23 protein-coding genes and 5 pseudogenes are annotated in these 23,149 nt (G+C 68.0%); 11 read left to right on the top strand and 17 right to left on the bottom strand.

Annotated elements, in window-relative coordinates; translation table 11 throughout:
* Positions 1-69: 69 nt before the first annotated feature.
* The 6 genes and pseudogenes from IE295_RS16125 to IE295_RS16105 all read right to left on the bottom strand — a co-directional run bounded on the left by IE295_RS16125 (position 70) and on the right by IE295_RS16105 (position 4,014).
* A complete protein-coding gene (locus IE295_RS16125; protein ID WP_190064297.1) occupies positions 70-903 on the bottom strand; it encodes an NAD(P)H-binding protein in 834 nt (277 codons plus the stop codon).
* A 684-nt stretch (positions 904-1,587) separates the two neighbouring features.
* Positions 1,588-1,713 carry a hypothetical protein gene (locus IE295_RS34135; RefSeq protein WP_263453933.1) on the bottom strand — a complete coding sequence of 42 codons (126 nt, stop codon included), beginning with the start codon at positions 1,711-1,713 and terminating at the stop codon, positions 1,588-1,590.
* Entirely contained in the window at positions 1,714-1,905 is a 192-nt protein-coding gene (locus tag IE295_RS16120) for a hypothetical protein (protein ID WP_190064423.1), read from the bottom strand.
* Between the two features lie 271 nt (positions 1,906-2,176).
* Positions 2,177-2,380, bottom strand: a pseudogene (locus IE295_RS16115) (IS5/IS1182 family transposase); the annotation flags it as partial.
* A 102-nt stretch (positions 2,381-2,482) separates the two neighbouring features.
* Positions 2,483-2,890: a DUF6193 family natural product biosynthesis protein gene (locus IE295_RS16110; protein ID WP_224323412.1), complete on the bottom strand. Its 408-nt coding sequence runs from the start codon at positions 2,888-2,890 to the stop codon at positions 2,483-2,485.
* Positions 2,891-3,465: 575 nt separating this feature from the next.
* The gene (locus tag IE295_RS16105) at positions 3,466-4,014 is read right to left on the bottom strand and encodes a hypothetical protein (RefSeq protein WP_224323413.1); all 549 of its coding nucleotides are present in this window, start codon (positions 4,012-4,014) and stop codon (positions 3,466-3,468) included.
* Here IE295_RS16105 and IE295_RS16100 point away from each other — a divergent pair.
* From IE295_RS16100 to IE295_RS16085, 3 genes and pseudogenes are all read left to right on the top strand, one after another.
* A pseudogene (locus IE295_RS16100) lies at positions 3,993-4,236 on the top strand (transposase); the annotation flags it as partial. The gene IE295_RS16105 and the pseudogene IE295_RS16100 sit on opposite strands and share 22 nt — an antisense overlap.
* Positions 4,237-5,058: 822 nt before the next feature.
* The gene (locus IE295_RS34630) at positions 5,059-6,570 is read left to right on the top strand and encodes a DUF6192 family protein (RefSeq protein ID WP_443732315.1); all 1,512 of its coding nucleotides are present in this window, start codon (positions 5,059-5,061) and stop codon (positions 6,568-6,570) included.
* Positions 6,571-6,667: 97 nt separating this feature from the next.
* Positions 6,668-7,547 (top strand): annotated as a pseudogene (locus tag IE295_RS16085) (IS5 family transposase); the annotation flags it as partial.
* Between the two features lie 209 nt (positions 7,548-7,756).
* On the opposite strand, the gene IE295_RS16080 reads toward IE295_RS16085, so the two are convergent.
* The gene (locus IE295_RS16080; RefSeq protein WP_190064294.1) at positions 7,757-7,990 is read right to left on the bottom strand and encodes a hypothetical protein; all 234 of its coding nucleotides are present in this window, start codon (positions 7,988-7,990) and stop codon (positions 7,757-7,759) included.
* 602 nt (positions 7,991-8,592) lie between these two features.
* Here IE295_RS16080 and IE295_RS34130 point away from each other — a divergent pair.
* The 3 genes from IE295_RS34130 (at position 8,593) to IE295_RS16065 (ending at position 10,571) form a co-directional block, all read left to right on the top strand.
* Positions 8,593-9,030 carry a hypothetical protein gene (locus tag IE295_RS34130; protein WP_190064293.1) on the top strand — a complete coding sequence of 146 codons (438 nt, stop codon included), beginning with the start codon at positions 8,593-8,595 and terminating at the stop codon, positions 9,028-9,030.
* A gap of 182 nt (positions 9,031-9,212) precedes the next feature.
* Positions 9,213-9,599, top strand: coding sequence for a hypothetical protein (locus tag IE295_RS16070; RefSeq protein WP_190064292.1), 387 nt, complete (start codon positions 9,213-9,215; stop codon positions 9,597-9,599).
* Between the two features lie 708 nt (positions 9,600-10,307).
* Complete coding sequence (locus tag IE295_RS16065) at positions 10,308-10,571, top strand: hypothetical protein (RefSeq protein ID WP_190064291.1); 264 nt, start codon at positions 10,308-10,310, stop codon at positions 10,569-10,571.
* Positions 10,572-10,756: 185 nt separating this feature from the next.
* Here IE295_RS16065 and IE295_RS16060 read toward each other — a convergent pair whose 3' ends face one another.
* The 6 genes and pseudogenes from IE295_RS16060 to IE295_RS16035 form a co-directional block, all read right to left on the bottom strand.
* Positions 10,757-11,059, bottom strand: coding sequence for a hypothetical protein (locus IE295_RS16060; RefSeq protein ID WP_190064290.1), 303 nt, complete (start codon positions 11,057-11,059; stop codon positions 10,757-10,759).
* A 9-nt stretch (positions 11,060-11,068) separates the two neighbouring features.
* The gene (locus tag IE295_RS16055; RefSeq protein WP_190064289.1) at positions 11,069-11,248 is read right to left on the bottom strand and encodes a hypothetical protein; all 180 of its coding nucleotides are present in this window, start codon (positions 11,246-11,248) and stop codon (positions 11,069-11,071) included.
* 345 nt (positions 11,249-11,593) lie between these two features.
* Positions 11,594-12,811, bottom strand: coding sequence for an RICIN domain-containing protein (locus IE295_RS16050; RefSeq protein ID WP_224323414.1), 1,218 nt, complete (start codon positions 12,809-12,811; stop codon positions 11,594-11,596).
* A 635-nt stretch (positions 12,812-13,446) separates the two neighbouring features.
* A pseudogene (locus IE295_RS34625) lies at positions 13,447-13,635 on the bottom strand (SAM-dependent methyltransferase); the annotation flags it as partial.
* Between the two features lie 5 nt (positions 13,636-13,640).
* Positions 13,641-14,375, bottom strand: a complete 735-nt coding sequence (locus tag IE295_RS16040) for a hypothetical protein (RefSeq protein WP_190064286.1) — start codon at positions 14,373-14,375, stop codon at positions 13,641-13,643.
* Between the two features lie 193 nt (positions 14,376-14,568).
* Complete coding sequence (locus IE295_RS16035) at positions 14,569-14,916, bottom strand: hypothetical protein (protein ID WP_190064285.1); 348 nt, start codon at positions 14,914-14,916, stop codon at positions 14,569-14,571.
* Between the two features lie 1,305 nt (positions 14,917-16,221).
* Between IE295_RS16035 and IE295_RS16030 the strand changes: the two genes are divergently transcribed.
* From IE295_RS16030 to IE295_RS34425, 3 genes and pseudogenes are all read left to right on the top strand, one after another.
* Entirely contained in the window at positions 16,222-16,446 is a 225-nt protein-coding gene (locus IE295_RS16030; RefSeq protein WP_190064284.1) for a hypothetical protein, read from the top strand.
* A gap of 317 nt (positions 16,447-16,763) precedes the next feature.
* Positions 16,764-17,261, top strand: coding sequence for a DUF5954 family protein (locus IE295_RS33525; RefSeq protein ID WP_308437402.1), 498 nt, complete (start codon positions 16,764-16,766; stop codon positions 17,259-17,261).
* Positions 17,146-17,862: pseudogene (locus IE295_RS34425) on the top strand (DUF5954 family protein). The gene IE295_RS33525 and the pseudogene IE295_RS34425 overlap by 116 nt, the downstream one beginning before the upstream one ends.
* Before the next feature lie 116 nt (positions 17,863-17,978).
* Here the strand turns inward: IE295_RS34425 and IE295_RS16020 are convergent.
* The 3 genes from IE295_RS16020 to IE295_RS16010 all read right to left on the bottom strand — a co-directional run bounded on the left by IE295_RS16020 (position 17,979) and on the right by IE295_RS16010 (position 19,903).
* A complete protein-coding gene (locus IE295_RS16020) occupies positions 17,979-18,248 on the bottom strand; it encodes a hypothetical protein (RefSeq protein WP_190064283.1) in 270 nt (89 codons plus the stop codon).
* Positions 18,249-18,400: 152 nt separating this feature from the next.
* A complete protein-coding gene (locus IE295_RS16015) occupies positions 18,401-18,760 on the bottom strand; it encodes a hypothetical protein (protein ID WP_190064282.1) in 360 nt (119 codons plus the stop codon).
* 279 nt (positions 18,761-19,039) lie between these two features.
* Positions 19,040-19,903 carry a hypothetical protein gene (locus IE295_RS16010; protein WP_190064281.1) on the bottom strand — a complete coding sequence of 288 codons (864 nt, stop codon included), beginning with the start codon at positions 19,901-19,903 and terminating at the stop codon, positions 19,040-19,042.
* A 39-nt stretch (positions 19,904-19,942) separates the two neighbouring features.
* Between IE295_RS16010 and IE295_RS16005 the strand changes: the two genes are divergently transcribed.
* Together IE295_RS16005 and IE295_RS16000 are read left to right on the top strand one after the other, a co-directional pair.
* On the top strand, positions 19,943-20,104 hold the full coding sequence (locus IE295_RS16005) for a hypothetical protein (protein WP_190064280.1): 162 nt from the start codon (positions 19,943-19,945) through the stop codon (positions 20,102-20,104).
* A gap of 636 nt (positions 20,105-20,740) precedes the next feature.
* Positions 20,741-22,042: a GNAT family N-acetyltransferase gene (locus tag IE295_RS16000; RefSeq protein WP_190064279.1), complete on the top strand. Its 1,302-nt coding sequence runs from the start codon at positions 20,741-20,743 to the stop codon at positions 22,040-22,042.
* Positions 22,043-22,555: 513 nt separating this feature from the next.
* Here IE295_RS16000 and IE295_RS15995 read toward each other — a convergent pair.
* The gene (locus IE295_RS15995; RefSeq protein ID WP_190064422.1) at positions 22,556-23,149 is read right to left on the bottom strand and encodes a hypothetical protein; all 594 of its coding nucleotides are present in this window, start codon (positions 23,147-23,149) and stop codon (positions 22,556-22,558) included.

The raw sequence follows: 23,149 nt of genomic DNA, 5'->3' as shown, positions 1-23,149 counted from the left end.
AGCGAAGGCCCTGGCCTCGACGGCCGCCCCGTCGTCGGGGCACGATGAACATGCTCGGAATCAGGCGGCTCAGTGGAAGGCGGCGGCATTCTCCGAGGCCCATTGCTGAAACGTCCTGGCCGGGTCACCGGTGATCTGGGAAGCAGTGTCGCGCACCGTGAGCAGCTCGTCGTTGACGTCGCCTCCTGTCACGTCGAGCACTGCGTCCGCGGCTTCGTCGCCCAGGAAGACGGCCATCTGACGATGGGCTTCCTGCCGGCTGATCTCGGCGAACGGCACTTCTCGCCCCAGTACCGCCGCGATGGTCCTGACCTGCTGCCGGGCCGTGATCCGCTCCGGACCGGTCAGCGCATATGTCTGCTGTTGGTGGCCGGACTCGGTCAGTGCCACCCGGGCCACCGATGCGATGTCTGCGGGATGGATCGTGGGAAGGCCAATGTCCGCATAAGGTACACGGACCGTTTCGCGCTCGCGGATCGTTCCCGCCCACCACAGGGCATTCGAGGCGAACTGTGTCGGCCGCAGGATCGTCCACGCCATGCCACTGTCCTTGAGCAGCTGCTCGACAGCCAGGTTCTCGCCGGCGGGGCCCAAGTGCGGATGGGTCTGGACGGTAATGGACGACACCAGCACTACGTGCTCCACGTCTGCCCGCCGAGCCGCCTCGATGATCTCGGCGTCCGGACCCATGCGTGACACAAGAAACAGCGATCGCACACCCTCCAACGCGGGCTTCAGCGAGGCTGTCCGAGCGAAGTCACCCGCAACGGCTTCGACCCCTTCCGGGAACGCGGCCCGCGCAATGTCACGAGTGAGCCCCCTCAGCGGCCCGGCGCCGAACGCCTGGAGCTCTCGCAGGAGGGCGCTTCCTATATTTCCCGTGGCTCCGGTTACAAGGATCATGAGGACTTCTCCTGTCATCAGGCGGTGATCAACATGCCATGACGTTAGGACCTCAACCAAACTTCAGGTCAAGAAGACTCAGCAGGCGCCATGAGCTGGGCACGTCAGCCAAGACGGCCTCGGCCCGGAAGAAAGAGCCACCTGGCGGCGGGCCAGGAACGACCGGTCCCCGCACCCAGACCGGCCGCACCCGCGGCAACCACCGCCGCCGGCCGGCTACCCATGAGAAGGCCGAAACCGGCTCCGCCCACCACCGCGCCCTCGACAAACGCGACAGCAGCACCGGGTTCCGCTCCGGCGAGCATGAACGCACCAAGGAGCGTGACAGTCTCCAGGACACCATCGTTGAACGACACAGCGGCGGCCGCCTCCGTGCGAACCCCGGGTCCACACGCACAGGACCCAGCCGCCGCACCCCGGAGCCCCAGCCGGTCTCATGCCTCCCGGCCGGCCCCCTCATCCGAACTCGCGCTGCGAACCCGGCGTTACGCGACTCCGGGCGGGACAGCCAGTGGCTGTCACCAGTACCCGGCAGGCCCAACGACGAGGCGAGCGTCTGGGTGATCGTCCGGCGTATGCGGCGGAGGTCCGAGGGTGCCCTCGTCGACCGTTGCTCGACCCGTCGCCGGTCCGGGCGGTGGGGCACTCAAAGTTCACGTACCGGTTCCGCAGCCCGGCGCTCGTCTAGAAGGCGTTGACGCTGAACCACGCCGTCGGCGGCTTCCACAGCATCAGCTCGATCGCCTGCCACGCCGCAGCCGCCAGCTCCCACACGCCGGTCACCATCGCGTCGAACGCCTCCGTGCGCACTCACCGGTCGTCGTCGACGCGGGCCTTGACTGACGTACAGGGCGGGCCAGCGGACCTCGGCTCCTGGCGGGCAGGCGCCCACCAGGCCTCGCTGGTGTCGGCGACGACGCGCAGCGCGTGCTCGCTCCACACGCGGCCGGAACGGTGCACGTCGCGCTGTACGAGCGTCTGTCCCGTCTCGAAGCTGCGCACCCGTTCCTCCTTCGCTGTGACCGGGCCGTTCGGCTCGCGGCCTCCAGCCCAGCGCCGACCAGGCGGCCTGGGCAAGCTCCCGTTGGGGGGAGCTTGCCCAGGCTCCCCCCACATGCTTGCCCAGCAGATCAGGCCGGCTCCCGCAGCGAGCGGGCAAGCCCGGTGCCGTCGCAGTGGAAACACCGGCTGCCCCCTGGTGCGCTGCGGGGGCCGATGGTGCTGGCGGCGCTCTGGAAGAGCCGGTGAGGCCGGCGGCATGGGCCGTGTGGATCGTATGCAGTACGTACAGGATCCCGCATAGCACCTGCCGGTCCGGCAACGGCTTGCGGCCCGGATGCCGGAACCGACGCTCCTTGCACAGCAGCAGCGGTCCGAGCCGTTCCCACAGCTCATCCGACACGACCCACGGCGATGCCCGCGCAGCGGAGCGAACGCTCAACTCCCGCTCCGGACACGGCCACCAGGACCCATCCACCTCATCGTGTTAGCCGTTGTAAGAGGGCATCTGATCTAGGGTCCCTTCTTCAAAGTCTCTTACGGTCCTGGATTCTGCTTCCGCCAAGCCATGATCCCGCTCTTATCTTCTGTCTCGCGCCTTCTCGTAAGCGGCCAGTTCCTCCGCACTGCCGATGAAGGCCGGCCCACAGAGTGGCGGAAGGCGATCGACAACCATCGCTACTGCGACCTGTGCGCTGACCGTCTCGGCGATCCGCGGGCTGCTCCGACCCGGTCCTTCGACGTAGTACCGGCCACCTCCCAGCGTGCCGATGTAGGGGATGTCCCACGTGTGGCGGATCTCCGTGCACCTGCTGAAGTGCAGCTCCCACATGCCAGTCCAGGGGTAGAGCTGACGAAGCAGCGGCTCGGCATGCGCCACCCGCACCAGCTCGGCAAACGGTTCCAGAAGCGGTGATCCTTCCGGCCCAGAAGGTTCACCCGTAGTGGCCAGGATCTTGTGCCAGGCTGCTTCAACGATGTCGGTCATACCGTGATTGTGCGGGAACCATTGTCCCGTCACCAAAGATCACCTGCTGACGGTCCTGGCCGGATGCACAGACATGAACTCACCGACCGGGAATTGGATTTACTCGCTCCGCTCATACCCTGGTGTGTCTGGGGTGATCTCGAAGACGAGGGTGGGGGTGTGCGGTTTTGTCTCCAAGATGTAGGTGCCGAGGTTGTGCGGGCGTAAGCCCGTGCTGAGGCCGAGCGGTGCCGCAGAATCACGGCCTGGATACCGCAACCGGACCCTACGATGCTGGGCCTTTACCACCACTCGATCAGCGAGCGCGTGGGCTGGGCAACGGAGCAGGGCACCCACAAGATGCACGAGTCCAATTCGAGCTTCGCAACGCTGGGGCCTCACGGCTGAGGAGCCCTTGGCGCTCGACGCCTTGGACAGGTCGACAACCAGGACCAGGACCAGGATCTGTCTGACAATTCGAGTCGGATCAGGCCAGGCTGTTCGGTGCGTGCGCCAAGAGAACCCCTCTTGTCTGACGGGGGCAAGGAGGGCTCATGCCAGGCGGCCCAGCCGCGGCGGGGATTGTCAGGCAGACCCTAATCCCAGCGGCTCGGATCGTGGACGGCCCGGGTCCACTGGGCCTCGAACTCTTCTTGGCCGATCACGAACGGCACCCACGCAGGGTCGTAGCGGTCCACCCACGGCGGGTTGAAGGGCCAGTCCTCCGGGGTGCTCCGGTAGGCCATCCCGTCCTCGGTCAGCTCGACCTGGCGGAGCCGACGGCCGTCAGGGCCGACCTCCATCAGGTAGACCATCGGATCGTCGTCCTCGTCCCAACGGCGGCTCAGGTACAGCAGGTCCCGGCCGGCCAAAGCGCCGAAGCCCGGCATGCCGCGCTGGGCGTCCCGTTCGGCTCTGGCCTCGGCCAAGCCGGGCGGTGTGGTCGGTCCGTCGACGTCGGCCTCGTCAAGCCCCCACGTCTCGGCCTCTGCGCGGGTGGCCTCGGTGTGCACGACCTCCACTTCGGCGAAGGTCTCCAGCACCTCCTGTTCGGACCGGGCGTGGACCCACCACCAGGTGCCGCCCATGCCGTAGTCGTGCAGGACCAGAAAACGTGTCTTCGATGCCGTGTCAGACGGGGCCACCCGTACACCCTAAGGCGTGCCTAGCACCCCTGTTGCCGCAGGTGAACGGGCGTGGCCGTCAGTGGCGGGACCACCGTCAGGTGGTCAACGGCGTGCTGCGTCATCTGCGGACCGGGGCTCCATGGCGTGACCTGCCTGAGCGATACGGGCCCTGGCAGACGGCGTACAAGCGGTTCTGCCAATGGGAATCGGACGGCACTTGGGCCCACCTGCTCGAACACATTGTGATCGATGCCTCCAGCATCAAGTTGCTGACCATCACTGTGGGTACGGCGGCGCGGGTGGCGGCGGAGGCCGGAAAGGCGGCATCGGCGGAGACGGCGCCGCGGGTGGTGCGGGCGCACGCGCCGGCGGTGTGACCAGGATCCAGGCTCCGGACGGAAGCGAGCTGGCTACCGCCGTCACCGGCGGTGTCGGCGGGGGCGGCAGCGGAGGCGCCCCAGGCGGCAACAGCACAGGGGGCGATGGTGGTGGCGCCGCCGCCGGTGCCGGTGCCGGCAGTCCGGGAACGAGCGGCGCTTCAGTGCCTGTTTCTCAACCTCCGGTATGGATCTTTGGGTGGGTCTAATCTGGTTTGGTGGCCGGGGGTGACGGGCCTGTACGCGGACGTCGTTGTCCGGGCTGCGGTGACTGGCTGAGGCCGGATGCCGGGCCCCGGGCGGTGTTCTGCTCGGGGGTGTGCCGGTCCAGGCAGTGGCGCCGGCTGCGGCGGGTGAGGCTGCGGGCGGCGGCGCTGGAGCGGGACGAGGGCCGGCGGGTCTGCCCGGTGTGCGGGGCGGTCTGGGTGGCCGGGTTGGATCACCGCAGCAACGCGGTGTACTGCTCGGCGAAGTGCCGTCGGAGGGCATGGGTAGCGCGGAAGGAACTGTTCGCCCAAGCGTCCAAATAAACGCTTCCGCGAACGGTTCATGTGTCCGATTTGTTTTCGAATGGTCAGTTGCTGTCATTGCCGGTGTTCGATCTCGAAACGGATTGACGCTGGCGGGAGTTGGGCCGGGGTGTCCTCTCCGGTGGTCCGGTCTGCCGGGCCCTTGCCCCTTGAGGATGGTGAGGCGTCATGCCCACCGCCGTGATCGGCCATATCACCCGCGACGCTACGAGGAGTTCATCGGCGCCGACCGGGAACTGGTCGAGCAGATGCAGCGCATCCAGTTCACCATCGGGGACCACGCGCTGGAGATCGAGCCGATGCAGCAGGTCGGCGGCGCACATCCGGCCCCCAGCGAGGATCTGTTCGGCGTCGATGCCTCGTTGCAGATCTATGCCGACGACCTGGGGCTGTCGCTGAGTACGGTCCGCAACTACCGGTTCGCCGCCCACCGCTGGCCCGAAGAGCAGCGTCGTCACGGCGTCTCCCACAAGGTCCACTACATCCTCGCGAGCATCGGGGACGACACCGAGCGCTTCGAGACGATCGGGGCGCCTCCGCTGGACGAGCGCGCCGGGGTACGGCGCTGGACGACGGGCCTGGCCAAGAAGCATGTCGGGCAGCGCCCGGACCGGCCCGAGACGGTGCCGCAGAAGGTGGCGGCCATCCATCGTCTGGCCGGCGACGACGAGGTCGCGGCCCAGGTGGCCGCGGACGTGCTGCGCCGTCCGGCGGTGGCGGCCAAAGTGGTCGCGGATGACACCGCCCGGCACATGGTCAACAAAGCGCAGACCACGCAGCACAAGACGGAGGTTGTGCACGACCTGATCGAGGATGACACGGTCGCGGCGCAGGTCGCCTCCGATGTGCTGCGCCGTCCGGAGGTCGCGGCCCGGGTGGTCGCCGACGACACCGCCCGGCACGCGGTCAACCGGGCTCAGACCGACAGTTCGCAGCAGCAGGCGGACACCTTCCGCCGCCAGACGCCGGCCGGGCGGGCGGGCGGGCGGGCGGGCGGGCGGGCGGGCGGTGAGGAAGATCGAGCGGACCGCCGAGTTCCTGGACCTGGTCGGCGCCTGCCATCATTTCGTGGCCGCCTGCGGGAAGACGGTGCCCCAGCTGCGCGGCCGGCAGCTGTCGGACGACGAACGGGCCGTCCTGGCGCAGAACGTCGCGCGCTGCCGGGCCGTTCTGGACTGGATCGAGACTGCCGCCGAGACCGGCGACGTCGACGTGGACGAGGAACTCGCCCGCCTTCTGCGGGGAGAGTAGCCGTGGCCAAGCGCTCTCCGGCCTCGGAGCGCCACGCCGACTTGATCCGCACTGCCTTGTTCGAGGTCGCGCCCGCTGGGATGGTGCTCATTCGGCTGATGGGCTCGTGCGAGCTCAGCCGCTGGCAGACCAGGCGGGGGCTGGCCACGCTGCGCGATCTGTGTGCCGAACGCGGCTGGCCGCCGGTGACCTGGACGCGTGACCTGGGCTATCACTTCTGTGCGAGCGAGGCCGAGCTGGAGGAGTGGGAGCGGGCCTGGCTCAGCGAGAAGCTCACCCAGTTCCGCCGGGTGATCACGGGCACGATCGGCCCGCACCTGGCCCTGTTCCCGAAGAGCACGTGGGCGGGCTACCTCAGCGACCAGATGAAGGCGATCGAGTCGAACCTCACGATGGCCGCCCGGCCACCGCACTGACGCCGACGCGGCCGGGGCGCTCGCCGAGAGATCAGGAGACCGGGGTCCGGTCCACGCGTCCGCCGTACTCCCCACACGGGCCGGGCCTCGTCCCCTGATGCGCGAGCCCCGCTACCCCTCCGACATGACCGACGCTGAATGGCACCTGATCGAGCCGCTTCTGCCCGTCCCGGCCTGCCAGAAACCGACCGGCGGGCACCCCGAAGCCCACCCCCGGCGGGAGATCATCGACGGCATCCGCTATCTGGTCGACAACGGCATCAAGTGGCGCGCCATGCCCGCCGACTTCGCGCCCTGGCGCACGATCTACGGGTTCGCGCGGCGCTGGGCCGCCGCCGGGGTCATCGGTGTCATCCGCGACCAGCTCCGCCGCAAGGTCCGTCTCGCCAGCGGGAAGACACCCCGCGCGGCCTCGGCGATCGTCGACTCCCAGAGCATCAAGGCCTCCGAGACGGTCGGCAAGGACACGAGGGGATGGGACGAAGCCAAGAAGATCAACGGGAGGAAAAGGCACCTGATCTGCGATAGCAGGGGCCTGGTGCTGCTGGTGATGGTCACCGCGGCCAACGTGACCGACCGTGACGCGGCCAAGGAGCTGTTATTCCGCCTCGCGCTCATTCACCCTGAGATCGCCATCGTCTGGGCCGACTCCGCATACGCCGGAAAGCTGGTGACCTGGGCCAGGACCTACCTCGACATCACCATCAAAACGGTACGGCGCCCGCCGGACGCGAAGGGCTTCGTCGTCCTCCCGCGCAGGTGGGTAGTCGAGCGATCATGGTCGTGGATCATGCGGGCCCGACGGCATTGCCGGGACCACGAACGGCTCCCCGAGAGCGAATCGTTGATCACCTGGGCGGCCATCACCCTGATGACGAGGCGCCTGACCCGCCGCAGGGCCCAGCCCGCCACCCGACGCGACGTCACCCCGTACTACCTGGCACAGGCCGCCTGATCACCCGGCGGACTCGGGGCCGTCACCCTTCCCGAATCACTGATGCCAGCGCAGGACCCCGAGGTTCTCTGTCACAGGACACCAAGCTCACTCTGCCCTGGACTGAGTCCGGTCTCGATCGCCCGGCCGATCTTGCCCGCCCACAGCTCTGCATCGACGAACGGCCGCCGTTTGTATTGCTCGACCAGCTCGCCCGGAAGGCATCCCTGGCGCCGGGGTGATCGGGCCGGATCAGCGATCGAACCCTGGGATCAGCGCGGCCAGGTCGAACTCGAGCTCTCCGACCTTGGCGATCAGGTCCCAGTCGGCGGCCTTGGTGCTGGAGCTGAGGGGCGCCTCGCCGGAGTCGCCGTCCGCCCATGCCGAAGGCGAGGCAAGCAGAGCGGCGGAGGCGGCAATGACGATGAAGGTGGCGGCGCGCGCCTTGGTAATCTTCACATCTGTCACAACGTAGTTCCGCTCCATCGGTTACGTTTCCCCGCGCCGTCCCACTCAGCGCGGCGCATCAGCGTCGCTTCTCAGACAGATCTACAGCGGCAGCCCACTTCGTCTTCACCGACCAGGCAGCCTGATCTTTGTGCTTAATCCCCTGGTCTGTGACGCTCGGTGAGCGCAGGCGGGGTTGCTCTGGAGGGACATGCGTGCGCTGAGGCGCTCGTCGAGAGCGCACTGGATCGCGTCACGGCGGTCAGAAGCAGTCATATCTCTTCGTAGTGGGGCTTGATCCTGTGAAAGCCTCGTTGACGCGAGGCCTGGCCTCCTGGAGTGCGTACGGGCCTGTCCGGCAGGTCGGGTGCCCTGTCCACCGAGCCGGCTGCGGCGGACCAGTCACCCATGGTCATCGACCGGCGCGCTCCGGTTTGCTGACGGTCGAACGCGGTGCCCAACGTGTTTGGGGGTCGACGTTCGTTCGGGTGGGTGCTCGTCGAGGATCGCCCGGGCAGGCCTGGTTGGGGCTTTCCTGTGTTTGTCCGTCATACGGCTGAACACAGGATGGAGTAGCGACTTGTTGAGGAATGCGGTGCGGGCCGTGGTGGTCTCGGCTCTGGTGGCCGGGTCGCTGTCCGTTGGGCGCGCTGGGGACCGCCGAGGCGGCCGACACGCGGTGCACAGCCGGCGTCTGCCGGGCGGAGTTCACCAAGACGCAGGACTGGATCGAGTTCGTGGTCCCTGAGGGCGTGCACAGCGTCACCGGCTACGTGTGGGGCGCGGGCGGTGGCGGTGGAGCCACCGGAGGCGGAGGCGGGGGCGGCGGTGGCACCCGCGTGGCGACCTCCGCCGCCAAGAACATCCGGAAGGGCGGGGGTGGCGGCGGTGCAGGTGGTGGCGGTGGTGCAGGTGGTGGCGGTGGTGCAGGTGGCGGCGGCGGCACCAGCGGCGGCTTCGTGTACGGCAAGTTCAAGGTCGCGCCTGGGCAGAAGCTGAAAGTGTTCGTCGGCCGCGGCGGGGAGGCCGGCGGCGCGGGCGGCGTCGGAAGTCCCGGCGGTGCCGGAGCGCAAGAGTAGAAGGGCGGGTCCGGCAAGGACGCATACAACGCGGCGCTCGGAGGCAGCGGCGGCGGCTCCAACATCAAGGACGGCAAGTACGGCACGTGGCTGCTGGACGCCCGCGGGGGCGTGGGCGGCGGCCACGGCAACGGCGGCAAGGGCGGGGCGGGAGGCTGCGGCGGCGGGAGCACCGGCTCAAAGTGCGCCTATCCCGAATCCGGGCGCCACCGCCAGGATCCCTACGCTCTGAACGGCGGGCACCCCGGTCAACCGGGCCAGGGCGGCCCGGCGGCGACGGCCCGCGGGGCGGTGGCGCGGGCCAGGTCGGCAGCGTCGGCACGCCCGGTACGAAGGGCGGCGACGGCGCCTGGCCCGTCGACCCCAACGGGCCCGACGCGGGCGGGCAGCCCGGCCTGCCCGGAACGGGCGGCGCGGGCGGCGACGGCGGCAAGGGAGCCCGCGGCGCCTCCAACGAGCGCCTGTCCGAGAACTGGGGCAGCGACGGGCAGCAAGGCCAGGTCGGCGCCCCCGGCCTCGCCGGCGGCGACGGCTACGTCGTGGTCGTCTGGGACCAGCCGACCACCTGACGCGGAACGCAGCGGGAGGCCGGCAGACCGACCTCCCGCTCGCACTGTTCAGCGTGCCGAAACCGCCCAATACCCCCATACCACATCAGATTCGGGAGTTAGGACAGCTTCTCAGCGTGGATTTCGGGGCTGTCAGGCGAGGGCGGTGGGCGCGGGGCGGACGGTGTGCGGCTGCTGCTGGGCCCGGATGCGGATCGGCCTGGGCTTGACGACGGCATCGGCCGTTCGACGGGGTAGGGCTCCGTGCGCGGAGGCCTGGGCGGGCGGGTGAGGCGGCGGACCATGAGCGTGATCCACGAACGGCCGCAAGAGCATCGCTTCGCATACGGACCATCCCAGCTCCGCCCGAACGCGAGTCCGGTTCCGGCGCATCCCCGGCCTTGGGACTGGTAAGCCCGCATGTCGTGGTGTCACGTATTCATGGGCGCGGCCTACACAGTTGTCACGATGAGTGGTGATGGAGCCCGCGTAGGTGTCGCCTTCGGGCTGGGGCGGTGCTGCTGAGGGGTCTGCCTTCGGCTATGCCCGGCACTCCCACTCACGTCAACCCGTCTGTGTGGGGTACGCCCGGTCGAGTTCAGGACGCCTGTGCACCCTGGAAATTCGGCTGGTCGTCGCCTCAACACCGCTGTCTGGGGGTCCGAGGTGTGTCAGAAAGCGGGAGGGGAATGCATGTCGCGATTCTGCTCCGGCTTATGGGAGAAAGTCATGTACCTGACCATCAACACCCCTTCCAACGTGGTGGAGGGCCAGTCCGTGAAGCTCATGTTCGGAGGTGGCGAGGGCCCGTACACCGTGCGCGTACTGCCGGGCAACAACCCCGGGGGTGAGCCGCTGACGGAGTTCCCGGCCACGGATAACACATCGACCGAGTGGGCCGTGGATCTGCCCGCCGGCACCTCCGTGGGGCTCACCGTCACCGATGCCACCGGGGCGATGGCTCAATCGGCGCCCTTCACGATCAACGCTTGACCACCGGTTTGAGCCGTTGGGACGCGGGAGCGTCTGACCGGCTGAAACCGGGCTTGGCCCACGGGTACAGGCGTTGTCACTGGGAGTGATCTTGAGCAGCGGAGGACTCCGGCAGGTGGCGGGGTCCTCCAGGGGCAACCGCGTTTCACCTGCGGTGCTCGTCGGTCTTTGCTGTCGGGTGCCGTTCAGTGCTTCAGCGTTCCAGGCGAAGTCGCAGTGATTCCTTCAGTTGTGGCGGCGGTGTGAGTGGCGTGGTGGAGCAGGCGGGCGATCTCTCCCAGGCACAGCTCCAGGCGCCAGGGGAGGTCGGGCGCGCTGGTCCCGGCCGGGTGCAGGGTCAGGTCGTCGCGTCCGGTCGCGCGGGCCGTGCGGGTGATGTCGCTGAGGGTGCGCTCGGTGTGCGGATTGCCGGAGATGATCAGGATGTGCGCCCCGGCGGCTGGGGGTATGGCGGGGTGGTCCCTGTGGGCGGTGCCGGGCGGCGGCATTCAGTGCGGTCAGTGCCAGGCCGTCCGCGGTGTGCAGCCTTTGCCACAGGACGGTGCGACGCGGTACCCCCGTGACGGTGGCCGGCCGGTGGCGGGGTGGTGGTCGGTGAGGATCAGGCGGGGGCCGAAGACGGTCAGGGCGGCGGCGATGACGAGTTCGTACTCGGTGGCGAACGGGCGCTGCCACATATCGCGAGCGGTTCACTCGATCGGCAGGACGTCAGCGCTCGCGGACGCGGCTCGGCCCGAGGTGCATGAATCCGGCAACGCCCAGCACTACCCCGAGCTTCCTGCACTGAGCTTCTTCGAGTTGTCCGCCGATCGAGCGACGGGCGGTGAGACGGAACGCGCGAGGCCCCCGTGCTGTTGATCGAGATGTCTGACGTCTCAATCTCGCTGCTCGGGGGCCTCGTTGGTCAACTACCCTGCCCTGCTTGATCTGCTCGCCGACCGCGCACCAGGCCTGCGGCAGGTCCTGCGCGAGCCCGACTCCTACTTCGGCCCGCTACGCCGACTCGGTGCTGAACGCCACGGTCAGCGCCACTGAAGCAGGAACTTCTGGTTCGGGGCTCCGCTGCACTTGTACAGGCCGAGCCAGGCACCGTTGCTCATCGCGTAGTTCAGTACGTCCATGCACAAGCCGGTGGCGAGATGCACGTACGAGTAGACGCCTACCTGGACAGGGTCAGGGACGGGTCGCCAGTCTTGGGACTTCTGTCCCTGGCAGTCCCATTCGTTGAGGTAAGTACCGCTTACGGCATCGGGCCCGCCATAAACGTCAATGCACTTGCCGGTCTGCTTGTTGACGAACTTCATCGACCTGGGTACTGAGCCCCCATTGGTTCGCCACTGCTGATTCCCGCCGTGATGGTCATCGTAGGTGATGATATGTGTTCCGTTGGTACTTGACTGGCCAGCCACGTCCAATACGCGTCCGTTATTACTGATGCTGGTCACAGCAACGGTGTCCGAGGACCTGCGAGCAGAAAACTGCACTGGATAATGGTCCGACCCCCTGCCGCCCATCCGTTCGGCGGAGTAATTACCTCCGATATCCTGCGATGAAACCAGGTAGTCCAGTTCGTTACCGCTTTGGTGCGTAGGGTTTCCGCTGCGATAGACATGCGCATGGAGGCCACGGAGCACTCTTTCGAACGAATCCGTATCCGGGCTCCGGTTGAAGTCGCCCATTGCATGCCACGCCGAGACATGAGCTATCGACGCCTCGGTCCGAATGCTGTCCAGCAACACCGCGACGTCCCCACCCCCGCTGGCGAGCGCGTGCAGGTTGAAGTAGGCGTTGTTACCGAAGACCAGGCCCAGCGCAGGACGACCCTCAGTGCCAGCGCCTGGAGCAACCAGGATGCTATCGGCAGCCTGATGCGTGACCATGGCCAAATTGACCCGACCGCGACCGTTTGAGGACGGATTCAGGTAGTAAACGTGCCGGTCCCCCCGCCCTGTCCGCCAGAGGTAATGTCTGACCGTGAATCCGCGGATCTGGTAGTCGTTTTGGTGCACCATCATCAGACGCGGATCGGCTCCGGCCTCCTGCACCGCGACTATGCTGTTTTCCCTGCTGAGTACCTCGACCTCGGTCCACCTGGCACCCTGAGAATTATAGGTGGCCATCTTGATCTGCTCTGGCTTCAGGTCTGCGGCGTACGCGGGAGAAGTCGGCAACCCCACAAACGCACCGATGATCATTGCGAACGCTGCCAATAGGGCAACAATTCTCGTATTTTTTTGCATGTAAAACAATCCAGTCGTTCTCAAATCCAGCCCCTCCAGAAATCCCGCACTAGACTATCCTTCACTGGGCGTGGAAACCGGATCCCCTTCGGCGTGCCAGGTTCGGCAATACGAGCAGGGGCCCGGAAAGGGCGAGCGAGAGCCCAGGGCCGTCTTCCCCCTGGCGGTTTTATACTTCACGCCTCCACCTTCAGATGCGTATCAATAGAACACGGGTCGGCATCGGAGGGCAGGCGCGGAAGGATTCCCGTCCCAGCTGTTCCTTGCGGCGTGCATGAGATTGGCAGGTACCGATGTGAGCTGCCAATCTGGCACAGAGAAATCAGACTCCCATTCCCCGCTAACGCTTCGCTCACGTCTTGCTGACGCGCCGCTCACGTTGCCGGTGCGTCGGGGATGCGGCGTAGCTGATGTCCACATCGGCGCCGTCCACCTGGAAACGGCGGGTGGCCGGGCACGTCGGCCCGCTGCACATCGTCGCGGGGCCAGCGCACCGGCGCGTCTGCGTCGATGAACCCGCCGAGCTTCTCGAACGTCTCCTGGCCGTACGGGGAGTGGGACAGGCGGGGGAAGTGCAGAGTGATCGTCCGCCCGCCCTCCAGGGCGAGCGTGGCCGGCTCCGGCGGCGGCTCAGCTTCGAAGATCTTGCCGTGGATGCGCAGCCAGTCCTCAGCGGCGGCGAGCTGGAACCGGGGGCTTTCCTCCGTACCGCCGACGGCGGGCGGGAAGTCGACGTGGTGGCGGCGCCAGTTGGCCACGGCGGCGCGGCCGACGCCGGCTAGCCGCGCGATCTGCGAGAGGCTGACCAGGTCCTCGTCCACGATGGTCCTCACCCGAAAGAGACACGTGCGACGACGGCCAGGAGCTCACCGGTGCGGGCCGCTTGCGTCAGAACCGTCTCGTCGGCGGCGTCCTTGACCGGTCCGGCGACCAGGACGTGCTGGGCGCGGTCGAGGAGGTCCCACCAGTTCTCCGGCGGGGACACGGTCTCGGCCGCGTCCCACAGGTGCGGCAGGACGTCGTCGCCCTCCTCGGTGACGTGGGTCAGACAGACCAGGGACCGGGAGGCGATGTCCACCCGCAGCCGCCAGGAGACGTCGAGCCCCGGCATCCGGCGCAGGTCCCAGGGCTGCCAGCCGGTACGGCGGCGCAGATCTTCGATCCCGGCACCTGTGGTCTCGCACTCCAGCGTGAGCATGGGCAACCACCCCTCCCCGCCGGGCGCGGCCGTACGGGTCAGCAGCACCCGGTACCGCGGAACGCCGTCGGGGTCGTCAAGCAGGAGACGGACAACCTTGAAGGGGCTTCCGGGGGCCTCGTCGACCCACGCGGTCGCACTGCCCTGGGAGTCCGTATCCAGCGCCTGGGCCGTCAGCGGCGCGCCGCCGGCAGCCCAGTGGTCGAGCACGTCCTCCAGGAGTTCGGCGGCCGCCGCTTCCGGCAGCTGCTCGAGCGCGGCGAACGCCGCGGTGCCGTCCCCGGATTCGGCGGCCGCCAGCGCCAGCCGCGCCCACAGGCGCGTCGTGGACGAGGCGAGCGGTGAGTGCGCGGCACCGCGGTTCAACGACAGCCCGTAGACCGTGCCGGCGACCGTACGTTGACCGGCGGCCGGGGCCTCGACTCACCTAGCTACCCCCGGGGGCCAAGGTGTTACGACCGTAACAGCTTCGGTGATGCGCTCGAACGAAGGTCCAGGAAGAGGTGCGATTGAACCGCTTCCTGGACATGTGAGCGATCCCCCACCGATACGTCGTGCCTTACGTGCCTAACTGCGGGCTACCTGTCTGACCTGCACAAAAAGTCAGCAGCACTAGATAACGAGCGTGGGGGTCGCGGGTGAGTTCGGAGCGTGCCCAGGGGTGGTGCAGCAGGCGCGGGTCGGTGCCGGCGAGGCGGCCGAGGATGTCGTCGATGCCGCCGTCGCGTGCGTTCCGCAGCCGCTGGCCACCCCAGAGGGTGACCGGGCCGGTCCGGCAGCCGTGTTCGTCCCGCAGTTGGCGCAGCAGGCGGAGTCTGCGCTCGTTGGCTGTCCACAGGCCCGCGACGATGCGCGTCTCGTCGAAGGCCATGCCCGCCGGGGGCCACGCCGCCTCGAGCAGTGCCATCTCACCGACCAGGCCCAGCGCCCGGGCCCTTTGTGTGGGCGTGCAGGTGAGGGTGTTTTTGGCCGTGTTCCGGTGCCAGCCAATGCCGGGCCGCAGCCGCCGCCAGTTCCCCGGCGTCCTCGAGCCAGGGCACACCTAAGAGGTCGAACAGAGCGCGCAGGCGGTGACGATGGTGTTCAGCGAACGTCTGAGCGATCAGTGTCCGCTCCGGCGGGTCCGTGATCATTCCTAGGGAGCGTAGTGCACCCAGTGCGGACGTGGCCGCCGTGCCGTGGACCTGATCGGCCCCCGCCTACAGCACCCCACGACCCGGCTCTCTCATGGCGATGGGAGGACCTGCTGCTGAAGGCGGGCAGTGCCTGTTTGCGATTTCGAGGGCCGAGCCGAGCGTCGTAACGCCCGGCGGGGTGGCTGAGCGGGGCGCATGGTCAGAACAGCGAAAGTCGTTATGTCTGCCTTTCTGCACTCCTTGGGTGACGTCCCGACGCCCCAGACCGACACCCTTCTGACATGGATGCTTCAGAAATAGACACTCAGGCAAAGGCGGTGAGGGGTACAGCGGCGGCGGGCATGGCGGCGCCGGAGAGGACGCCGGCGATGGCACCGCCGGTGGTGCCGGCGGCAAGGGCCGCGACCCCGACAGCTACGGGGCGAGGTGCGGCAAGAGCGGCAGTTCAAGTCCCTGGCCACAGGGGCGGCGACGGCAGGGGCCACAGGGGCGTCAACCGAGGCGGCGATGGCGCCAGCCCCGGCAGCTGCCATGCGCCGCCCATTCCGGCAAAGTGCAGGCACTCCGGCGGCGGTGGCGGCGGAGGCTCTGATGCTGCCGGCGGCAAGGGCGCCCACGGCGGCACCCACGGCCACGCGAGTTCCAATGCTCCCAGCGCCAAACAAACAGGTGGCGGCGCTGGCGGGGCAGGCGGCAACGGCTGCATCGTGCTGTCCTGGTGAACGCAACGCCAACCCGCTGTGGGCCAGCGGCTGGTCCCCAGCCCGACCAGCCGGTCGAGCCACCTTTGATGTGATCACCATGGCCTGACCTGCCCGTGTCCGGTGACGGCGGCCCGCTCCGGGGCTGCCGTCACCATGGCTGTGCTGCGGTACAAGGCGCTGCGGCGGGTTCACATGCGCTATCACTCTGATCTTGTGCCCTGGCGCCTACCAGCGTGCTGACCATTTTCGTGAACAGAACCACGGGGGCGTGGACACACCATGAGAGCGCGGTTGGCGAACGCGCGCCCCTCGGAGCACCGGTGTAGCCCCTGAGCATGCGTTTTGCGTACAGAGGGCCCGGAAAACCTCCCGGTGTTTCTGCAGGCGGCAGTCGCCGCCACAACTCTCAGGAGGCCCGCCATCAACAGCATCCGTCGTGCCGCCGCCGCAGCCACGGCAGGTATTCTCCTCGCCCTCGGAAGCGTGGTCGTGGCCACGCCCGCCCACGCTGACAACGAGGTAGCGAAGCTGGTCTGCTCGGTCCTCAAGACCGGCTACGACCAGGCACAGCTCGTCGGGTGCCAGGATCTGGAGTAAGAGCCTCGCCAGTGGCGCCGTGCAGTCCTCCGTGACCACGAGTGGTGCAAAGCTGGAGATCCGGGACGCATTGATGCGGAGGCTCACCGCTGTGCGAGCCGCCTGGTCACACGGGTGCAGGAGCGAGGCGGACGGTCCAGGGCCGGCGTTCCCCACTCGCCGCCTCCAGCCCCAGCCGGCCTGACCAGCATCGCCCGGAAGCGACGACTCCTCTTCCCCTCGGCTATTGCGCGGGGAAGAGGTGTCGCCATCCCGGACGGGCGTGTCGCAGCCCTAGGTATCAGGAAACCCCGTGAGCACAGCCTGGGGTCGACAGGATGAGCGTATGGGTCATGGGGAATGAGTCCGGACTGGATGCGGCCGATCTTAGTCAGGTATCCGGAGGATTCGGTGGAGGCGGCCGTGGAGGCCGACGCACTCGACGCCGCGCTGGATGTGAACACGGTGCTGATGCGGAGGGCGCTGTTCGGGGTAGCCGCACGGGACGCCGGCAAGGCACCACGTGGCGGGTAGTGGTCGCGGTGAAGGCCGGCTGTCCGCAGCAGGCACAGGGCAACCTCAACTCGCTGATGTGGTTCCGTGCGAAGGACGAGGCGCAGAACACAGCGGAGCGGCGTTCGGTGCTGGCAGCGGTAGCCCGGCTGGAGAGCGAACGCGTTGATGAGCTCACCGCGCTCGGCATCCGCTACCGGGTGGTGCGTGCCGAGGAGTACGCCGGGCTGGGGCAGGACGGCATCGAGCAACCCCGGCCCGACCCACCCCGAGCCCGCCGTCCCCAACTGGGACCGGGGGAAGCGGGAGGCGCGGATCGATGACGGTCTGATCCTGGACCCCGAAGCACCGGTCACGCCCGTCCAGGCCGCGGAACGGCTGGCGCTGCGCGATCTGGACTACGCCGGGGCCCGTTTCCCCGAGGACGTACGCAGGGACTCCCAAAAGGCGCTTACAGCCCATCCGGACGTGATGCTGCTGTCTCCGGTGTTCAGGGGCGTGGAAAGGGACGGTCCTGGGTCGAAGGTCGGCGGCGGTGTGCACGCCCGTGCCCACGACGCCCGCAAGGCCCTGGACTTCTCCCTGACCTGGTTCGAGCCCCGCCAGCGAGGCCTGATTCCCTGAGACACCGACGACAGGACGGTCGACGCCCGCGCGGTGGCCGCCGAAGGCACCGACCCCGCGGCCGGAGAGCTGGCCGAGTACGTCCAGGCTGCCGACCGGCTGCGGACCGAACGCGCGAACCAGCTCGAGGTCGGGGGCACCGTCTACCAGATCTGCCACGCCCGCCGACTACTGCGATGGGGCCCCGACGGTCCAGAAGGACCACGCCCCTCCGACACCAACAGCCACCCACCCGCACCACGCCACCCCCACCTCGACGAAGACGGCAATGTTCATTACGACGACAACGACGAAGCCTGAAATCACTCGCGTAGAAGCCATCGGCGTGGAGAGGACCGCGGCCAGAAGATCGCGGAGGTCCCCATCAGGTACAACGGGCGCACGGAAGCGCACTGACTGAGCGAGCCTGTCGAAGCTCAGGATTCGCGGTCCACTGCCTTGGCCAACCGCATGGCCAGTTCGGCCACGCAATTCCGGGTGGCCTCGTCCAGCGGCTCAGGCTGCGAGGCTGCTTCCAGAATCAGTGCCGCGGCATGGAGGAGAGCCGCAGGCAGCTGGACATCCTCAATAGTGGCGATCAGCGCGGCTGCCTGCTCAGCCGGCGAGGCAGACTCGGTACGGATGATCGCTCGCACGCCCTTGCCGAGAGAACGGGTACGAGATGGTGTTGCGGGCGCTGTGGTCATGAGAGGCAGCCTGCCGTGCGAAAGTCGTTCCTCAGCGGACAGCTACGCATAGGGGCGCCCGCCTGGTCAGCCAGCAGGACCTGCTATCGGGGCGAGCACGGGGCACCCGAATGAGACCGCCGGAATCCGGACACTGCTCCGCCTGTTGGCCTTCAACCACTGGTGTTGATCAGCTTGATCACTGCTGAGCCGAGACCGCCTAGCGAACCGAGCAGCACCAGGGACCATCCGATGAACTGGTTCCGCACCTCGGCAATCTCCTTACGATCTTCCTCATCGACTGGCGAGAACAGCAACCGCAGGAACATGAAGGTCAACACAGGGAACAAAATGATCAACAGCGCCCTGAAATGCCACTTCTCCTTGCGAGAGAGTGCCAGTCGATAACTAGGGCCGGGAAGCTGCTGGAACGTGAACCATGCGCGTGCCGATGATCCGACGAAGGCGAGGAACGCACCGCATACCGACATCCAGCTGCCGACGGTCGTCCATTCCTCGGGTTTGTAGGCCACGCAGCGACAAACGCAATTCCGAACCGGAGGTTACAAGGCACTCGCGGCCTGCCCGGCACGAGCCCGCTCATCCCCATCGCTTCCGCGAGCGTGACGCAGTCCGCCTCGCTGCGAGCCCCCGCTGCGACTCGCCCGTAGGCCACGCCGATCACGGGGGCGATGTCCCGCAGTAGCCCTCGAGCTGGGCGCGGCGGGAGTCTGTCAGCGAACATTCACACGATGCCTTTGGCCTTGGTGTCGAGCCCGGTCCGCCCATGCGGACGTGGAACAGCCGGGCTGTCACTGCTCGTGCGAGCGCCCGCGCACCTTTCGCACAATCTCCTCGCCCAGCAGTTTGCGATCCGCGTCCGGCCCGAAGCGCTGTGCCTCTACCGCTTCGGCCAGCCTCCTGGCCTGGTCCGCGTCGAGCATGTCGACCATTTGCGCCGCAAGCCGCAAGGCGTGGTACTGCTCAAAGGGGGTGTGCGAGTGCGTGATGGCGGCGAGGGTGGCCTCGAAGTTCCACAGTTCGGGGCTGGCCTGCATCATTGCCAAGGCGGTGATGCGCTCCTCGTCCGTGCCCTCCCGCAACCAGCGCGAGACCTCGGCCGGCTCGAAGGGCTGTTCTCGTGCCAAGCGGCGCGCACGAGCAACGACCTCTTCCAACGCCCAGAGACGTGAGGCACCGGGGCGCATAGAGCGGCGTACTGAGCCGTACTCGGTGGCGATGGGCCGTGCAGCGTCCATCAGGGTCCTCGCCTCTGCACGTAGCTCATGGGCCGTGGCGATGTCTCCCTGGCGCTCGGACTCCTCCGCCAAGGCGAACCTCTCCGCTGCATCGGCCCGCATTCTCAGCGTAGCCCCTCCGAACTCCAGGCTCTCGATGCGACTGCCGAGCAGAGCGAGGAGAACCAGGACGCCCCCCAATACGATCAGCGCCGCCGAGCCGGTCCCGTTTTGGGTCACGAAGACCGCAAGTGCCCCCGCGCAAAGTGACGCCGCACCCAGAAAGGCCGTGAGTGTGCGCAGGGCAGGCGTGAACCAGATGGACGCGGCTCTCCCCTTCACTGGCCTCTCCGCTTCTGCTCGGATGAGCGTGAAACTATCGGCAAACGACAGGAAATCGACCAATTGAGGCCTCGTGTCGATGTCCTCCAGGGGCACAGCACCTGCCTCTTGCCAGATTGAGGGAGGAGCACGTGAGTGGTGTTCAGCGCGGCCGCGACCGTGGCGTCGGCTGCCGTCAGCATCGTGATCAACTTCAGGCACCGGGTGCGCACGCAATTCAACGATCCGGGCTGTCCGTACCCGTACCCGTACCCGTACGTCTACGTTCTCCCTTCGGGTCCGGGCGCCGACACGTGATTGCCCTGCTGGCGCCGACGGGCCCAACTGGTTGTGACGCGCGACAGCGCTCACCCCCGCACCGCCGTGGGGTGAGCGCCGTTCTCGTTCGTGTGGTTCCAGCGGTGACCAGCGGACGCCGTAGGGGTTGGGCAAGCCGCCGTGCGCCGACACCGAAGGCACGCCGTACACACGTTCGTTCACTCTGGAGGACCTCGGACCCGGCCCCTACCGGCCGTACGGCAGGCTCCTGCCGCGACCACAGCGCAGCCGCGTCGCACCCTGAGCCGAGGACTCCGCACCTTCATCGCCCCCGCCCCGAACCGCCCGTCGCCGAGAAGGCAACGGATCTCTCCGCCGGTGCCGCACCGGAAGTCGAGGAACACGCCGATGCCACAGCGGAGGCGGCCTGCCGTCTCGTCGACTCCGCGCACCCCCACGGGCCGGCGCCGGACAGCGTCACCGCGGACCTCTACGCGACGGGCAGGCTCCTGCTGGAGTCTCCTTGGGTACTGGGCGCTGACGTCCTGGAGTGGTTCGCCTGGAACCCCGTCCTGAGCAAGCCGGACACCACTGCGTAGTCCTGCCCCGCGGTCTGTGTTCCTGCGGCGACGCCGTGTAGGTACCGGAAAGAGACAGCAGGACGAGGAGCAGCAGATGAGCGAGCGGACCATCCATCTTGATGCCGATCCGGGCGACTGGCGTTGCCGGAAGATCCGTGTCCGGCCGACTCGGTGGTACGCCACGGTCGAGCTCGACCGCGACGGGTACGTCGATGCCGCGTCCAGAAGGGGCCATGCGGCCGAGCTGCCGACTCTCTACAGCGACGCCGTCGAGAAGGTACGCGGTGCGGCCGCCGACCGTCTTTGGTACGACGGGTTCCCGGGCGGCTTCGTCTGGAGCAGCGGGTCACGCTGGGTCGCCTTGTCCGTTCCGTACGCGGAGGTCGAGGCTGCGGTCGAAGCCCTGCGCGTGGCCGAGCTCGACCACGACTACAGCGGGCTTGAGGCGCTGGCCTGCCGGCTGGCGCTGCCCGTGGACGACTGGCTCGCTCCTGGTGAGCGGGAGTTGGTGCGGGGCGTGGACTTCCACTCGCCTCCTGGTGTGTTCCTGAGGTTCCTGCGCGGCAAGGCCAAGAGAAGCGGCCTGCGTCTCAACGGCCGGGCGACGGCCGGAAGCGTGTGGGTGCGCCCGACACTGCCGCCGGCACAGAAGGAGCTGCGGGAGAAGCTCCCCGGGCGGTACCCCGGGTGGGTGGACCGGTGGAGCGGTCATGTCGCATCGGATGACGCGCCCTTTCGGCCCTGGGTGGGCGGCCGGGACCAGGACCTCAGTTGTCGCGCCACGCCCGTCCGGTTCCGGACCGTGCTGCCTCCCGTCGGCAGTGACTGCCGGTGCGGGATGAGCCTGAAGGAGGACTGGAACAGCGGTCGCGAGCACGCCGACCACCACGCGGCATGGACGTTCGGAGTGCGGGTGGCGAAGAACCTCGGCTGGCTGGGTGACCTGGCCGTAGTGACGACGCAGTCCCCCATCGCGTGGCGGAAGCTCGCCTACAAGGTGGCGCGGATGCCACAGAAGGAGAACCACTACGACTTCCGCTCCTGGTCCCACATCGGCGAGCCCGAGGAGACCGAGGACAATGTCCGAGCCTACCTGTTGAAGGCGAACGGGCATGTCATCGGCTACCTGGCGGCCCGTGACACCGGCCATCACCGGCCCTGGGATCTTGTCGACGACTCCCCGTACGGCGACGCGGACGACACCCTGCGGCCCCAAATCAGCCTGGTCTGGGTGGCCGGTGCCTACCGGCGTCAGAGGGTGGGCGCCACGCTCGTCAAGGCACTCGCTGACGACTTCGGCTCCTCAGTAGCCGAGGTGTCCTGGTCCACCCCGATCAGTGAGTCGGGCACGCAACTCGCGCGCCGGCTCTCACCCGAGGGCATCTGGGTGAGCTGAATCGCCTGCGGACTGGTGGCGCCGTGGGAGGCACAGGAACGGCCGCCTTGAGGTGCGTGTGGTGAGCGAAGCACGCGACCGTGACGGGTTCGTCGACAGCCCGCACCTTCCAGGTGCGGGTTCTCACGCACGCCGGCGTCGGCAGCGTGATCGGTCTGCCAGCCGGCGAACGGGGCGCGGGAGAGGCGGGGCTGTCCCGTCTGCCCGAGAACCGGTGTGGCGCCCCGTACCCCATTGCAGAGGCCGGGGCTAACGCGAAGGACGGGTGGATGTCGTGCGGCTACGGCGGAAGGTCCGTCTCCGTCAGGTTGGAGTGGTGCTTGACCTGCCGTTTCACCCGGTGAGGGCGAGGTTGTGCAGGGTGGCGACGGCCTGGACGGCGTGGTGGAGGCCGTCGCCCGATCCACCCGCATCACCACCGCACGAACGTCGCCGAGAACCTCCTCCAGCCCTGCCCGGCCGCGCCTTGAGACGGCGTCCGGTGGATCAGCTGCACGCCGACTGGCCCGCTCCTCAGAGAGGGTTGTATCCGTTTGTCCTGCGCTGTGACTCGATGGCGTCGCACCAGAGGTCGAGGTCGGGGGCGGCGCTCAGTTCGCGGGAACGGGCCTTCGCCCGGCGGGAGGCGCGCTTGCCGACCTGGCTGCGCGCCTGTTCCAGAAACTCGCCCTCACCGCGCGGCGGTATCCCGCCGTCGAGACGTTCGAGGGCTTTGCCCACCCGGCCGAGCTCGAGGGTGCCGCCGTGGGCGGGGGCGAGAGCATCGTCCCGGACACGCATCCGCGTCTGGGGGTACCGCGCGCGGTGCCCGCGCCGCGCGTCGTCCAGGAGCGATCGCAGGTCATCCGTGACACGGCCACCGCGGAGCACGTACCAGAAGTTGTTCAGCTCAAAGTGGTCCTCCAGGGGCGAGGTGTTCAGCGTGACGCAGCCCCGGGGGGGCCTCCGCGGCCGCCTGCTCCGCCTCGTATCTCCGTTTGCCGGCGCGCTGTCGTTCGATGTGGTCCAGTTCCCTGGCCCTGCCCCATTCTCGGCGAGCCGCTGTGTTGTGAGCCTCGACGCGAGCGTGCCGACGATGCCCAGGAACACGATCGGCAACGCCACCAT

Source organism: Streptomyces griseocarneus (assembly GCF_014655595.1).
Lineage (GTDB): Bacteria > Actinomycetota > Actinomycetes > Streptomycetales > Streptomycetaceae > Streptomyces > Streptomyces griseocarneus.
Note: the sequence above shows the minus strand (reverse complement) of the source record. Positions and strands in the feature narration are given on the sequence as shown.

What these genes read in the sequence shown, in the direction of transcription:
- IE295_RS16035 (WP_190064285.1), bottom strand. Translation starts at nt 14,916, where the DNA reads ATGGCACTGCTCGAGGCGGCGTGGCCCCCGGCGGGCATGGCCTTCGAC.
- IE295_RS16125 (WP_190064297.1), bottom strand. Translation starts at nt 903, where the DNA reads ATGATCCTTGTAACCGGAGCCACGGGAAATATAGGAAGCGCCCTCCTG.
- IE295_RS16060 (WP_190064290.1), bottom strand. Translation starts at nt 11,059, where the DNA reads ATGCCGCCGCCCGGCACCGCCCACAGGGACCACCCCGCCATACCCCCA.
- IE295_RS15995 (WP_190064422.1), bottom strand. Translation starts at nt 23,149, where the DNA reads ATGGTGGCGTTGCCGATCGTGTTCCTGGGCATCGTCGGCACGCTCGCG.
- IE295_RS16110 (WP_224323412.1), bottom strand. Translation starts at nt 2,890, where the DNA reads ATGACCGACATCGTTGAAGCAGCCTGGCACAAGATCCTGGCCACTACG.
- IE295_RS16050 (WP_224323414.1), bottom strand. Translation starts at nt 12,811, where the DNA reads ATGCAAAAAAATACGAGAATTGTTGCCCTATTGGCAGCGTTCGCAATG.
- IE295_RS16020 (WP_190064283.1), bottom strand. Translation starts at nt 18,248, where the DNA reads ATGACCACAGCGCCCGCAACACCATCTCGTACCCGTTCTCTCGGCAAG.
- IE295_RS16055 (WP_190064289.1), bottom strand. Translation starts at nt 11,248, where the DNA reads ATGTGGCAGCGCCCGTTCGCCACCGAGTACGAACTCGTCATCGCCGCC.
- IE295_RS16065 (WP_190064291.1), top strand. Translation starts at nt 10,308, where the DNA reads ATGTACCTGACCATCAACACCCCTTCCAACGTGGTGGAGGGCCAGTCC.
- IE295_RS34630 (WP_443732315.1), top strand. Translation starts at nt 5,059, where the DNA reads ATGGTGAGGCGTCATGCCCACCGCCGTGATCGGCCATATCACCCGCGA.
- IE295_RS16080 (WP_190064294.1), bottom strand. Translation starts at nt 7,990, where the DNA reads ATGGAGCGGAACTACGTTGTGACAGATGTGAAGATTACCAAGGCGCGC.
- IE295_RS33525 (WP_308437402.1), top strand. Translation starts at nt 16,764, where the DNA reads ATGAGCGTATGGGTCATGGGGAATGAGTCCGGACTGGATGCGGCCGAT.
- IE295_RS16000 (WP_190064279.1), top strand. Translation starts at nt 20,741, where the DNA reads ATGAGCGAGCGGACCATCCATCTTGATGCCGATCCGGGCGACTGGCGT.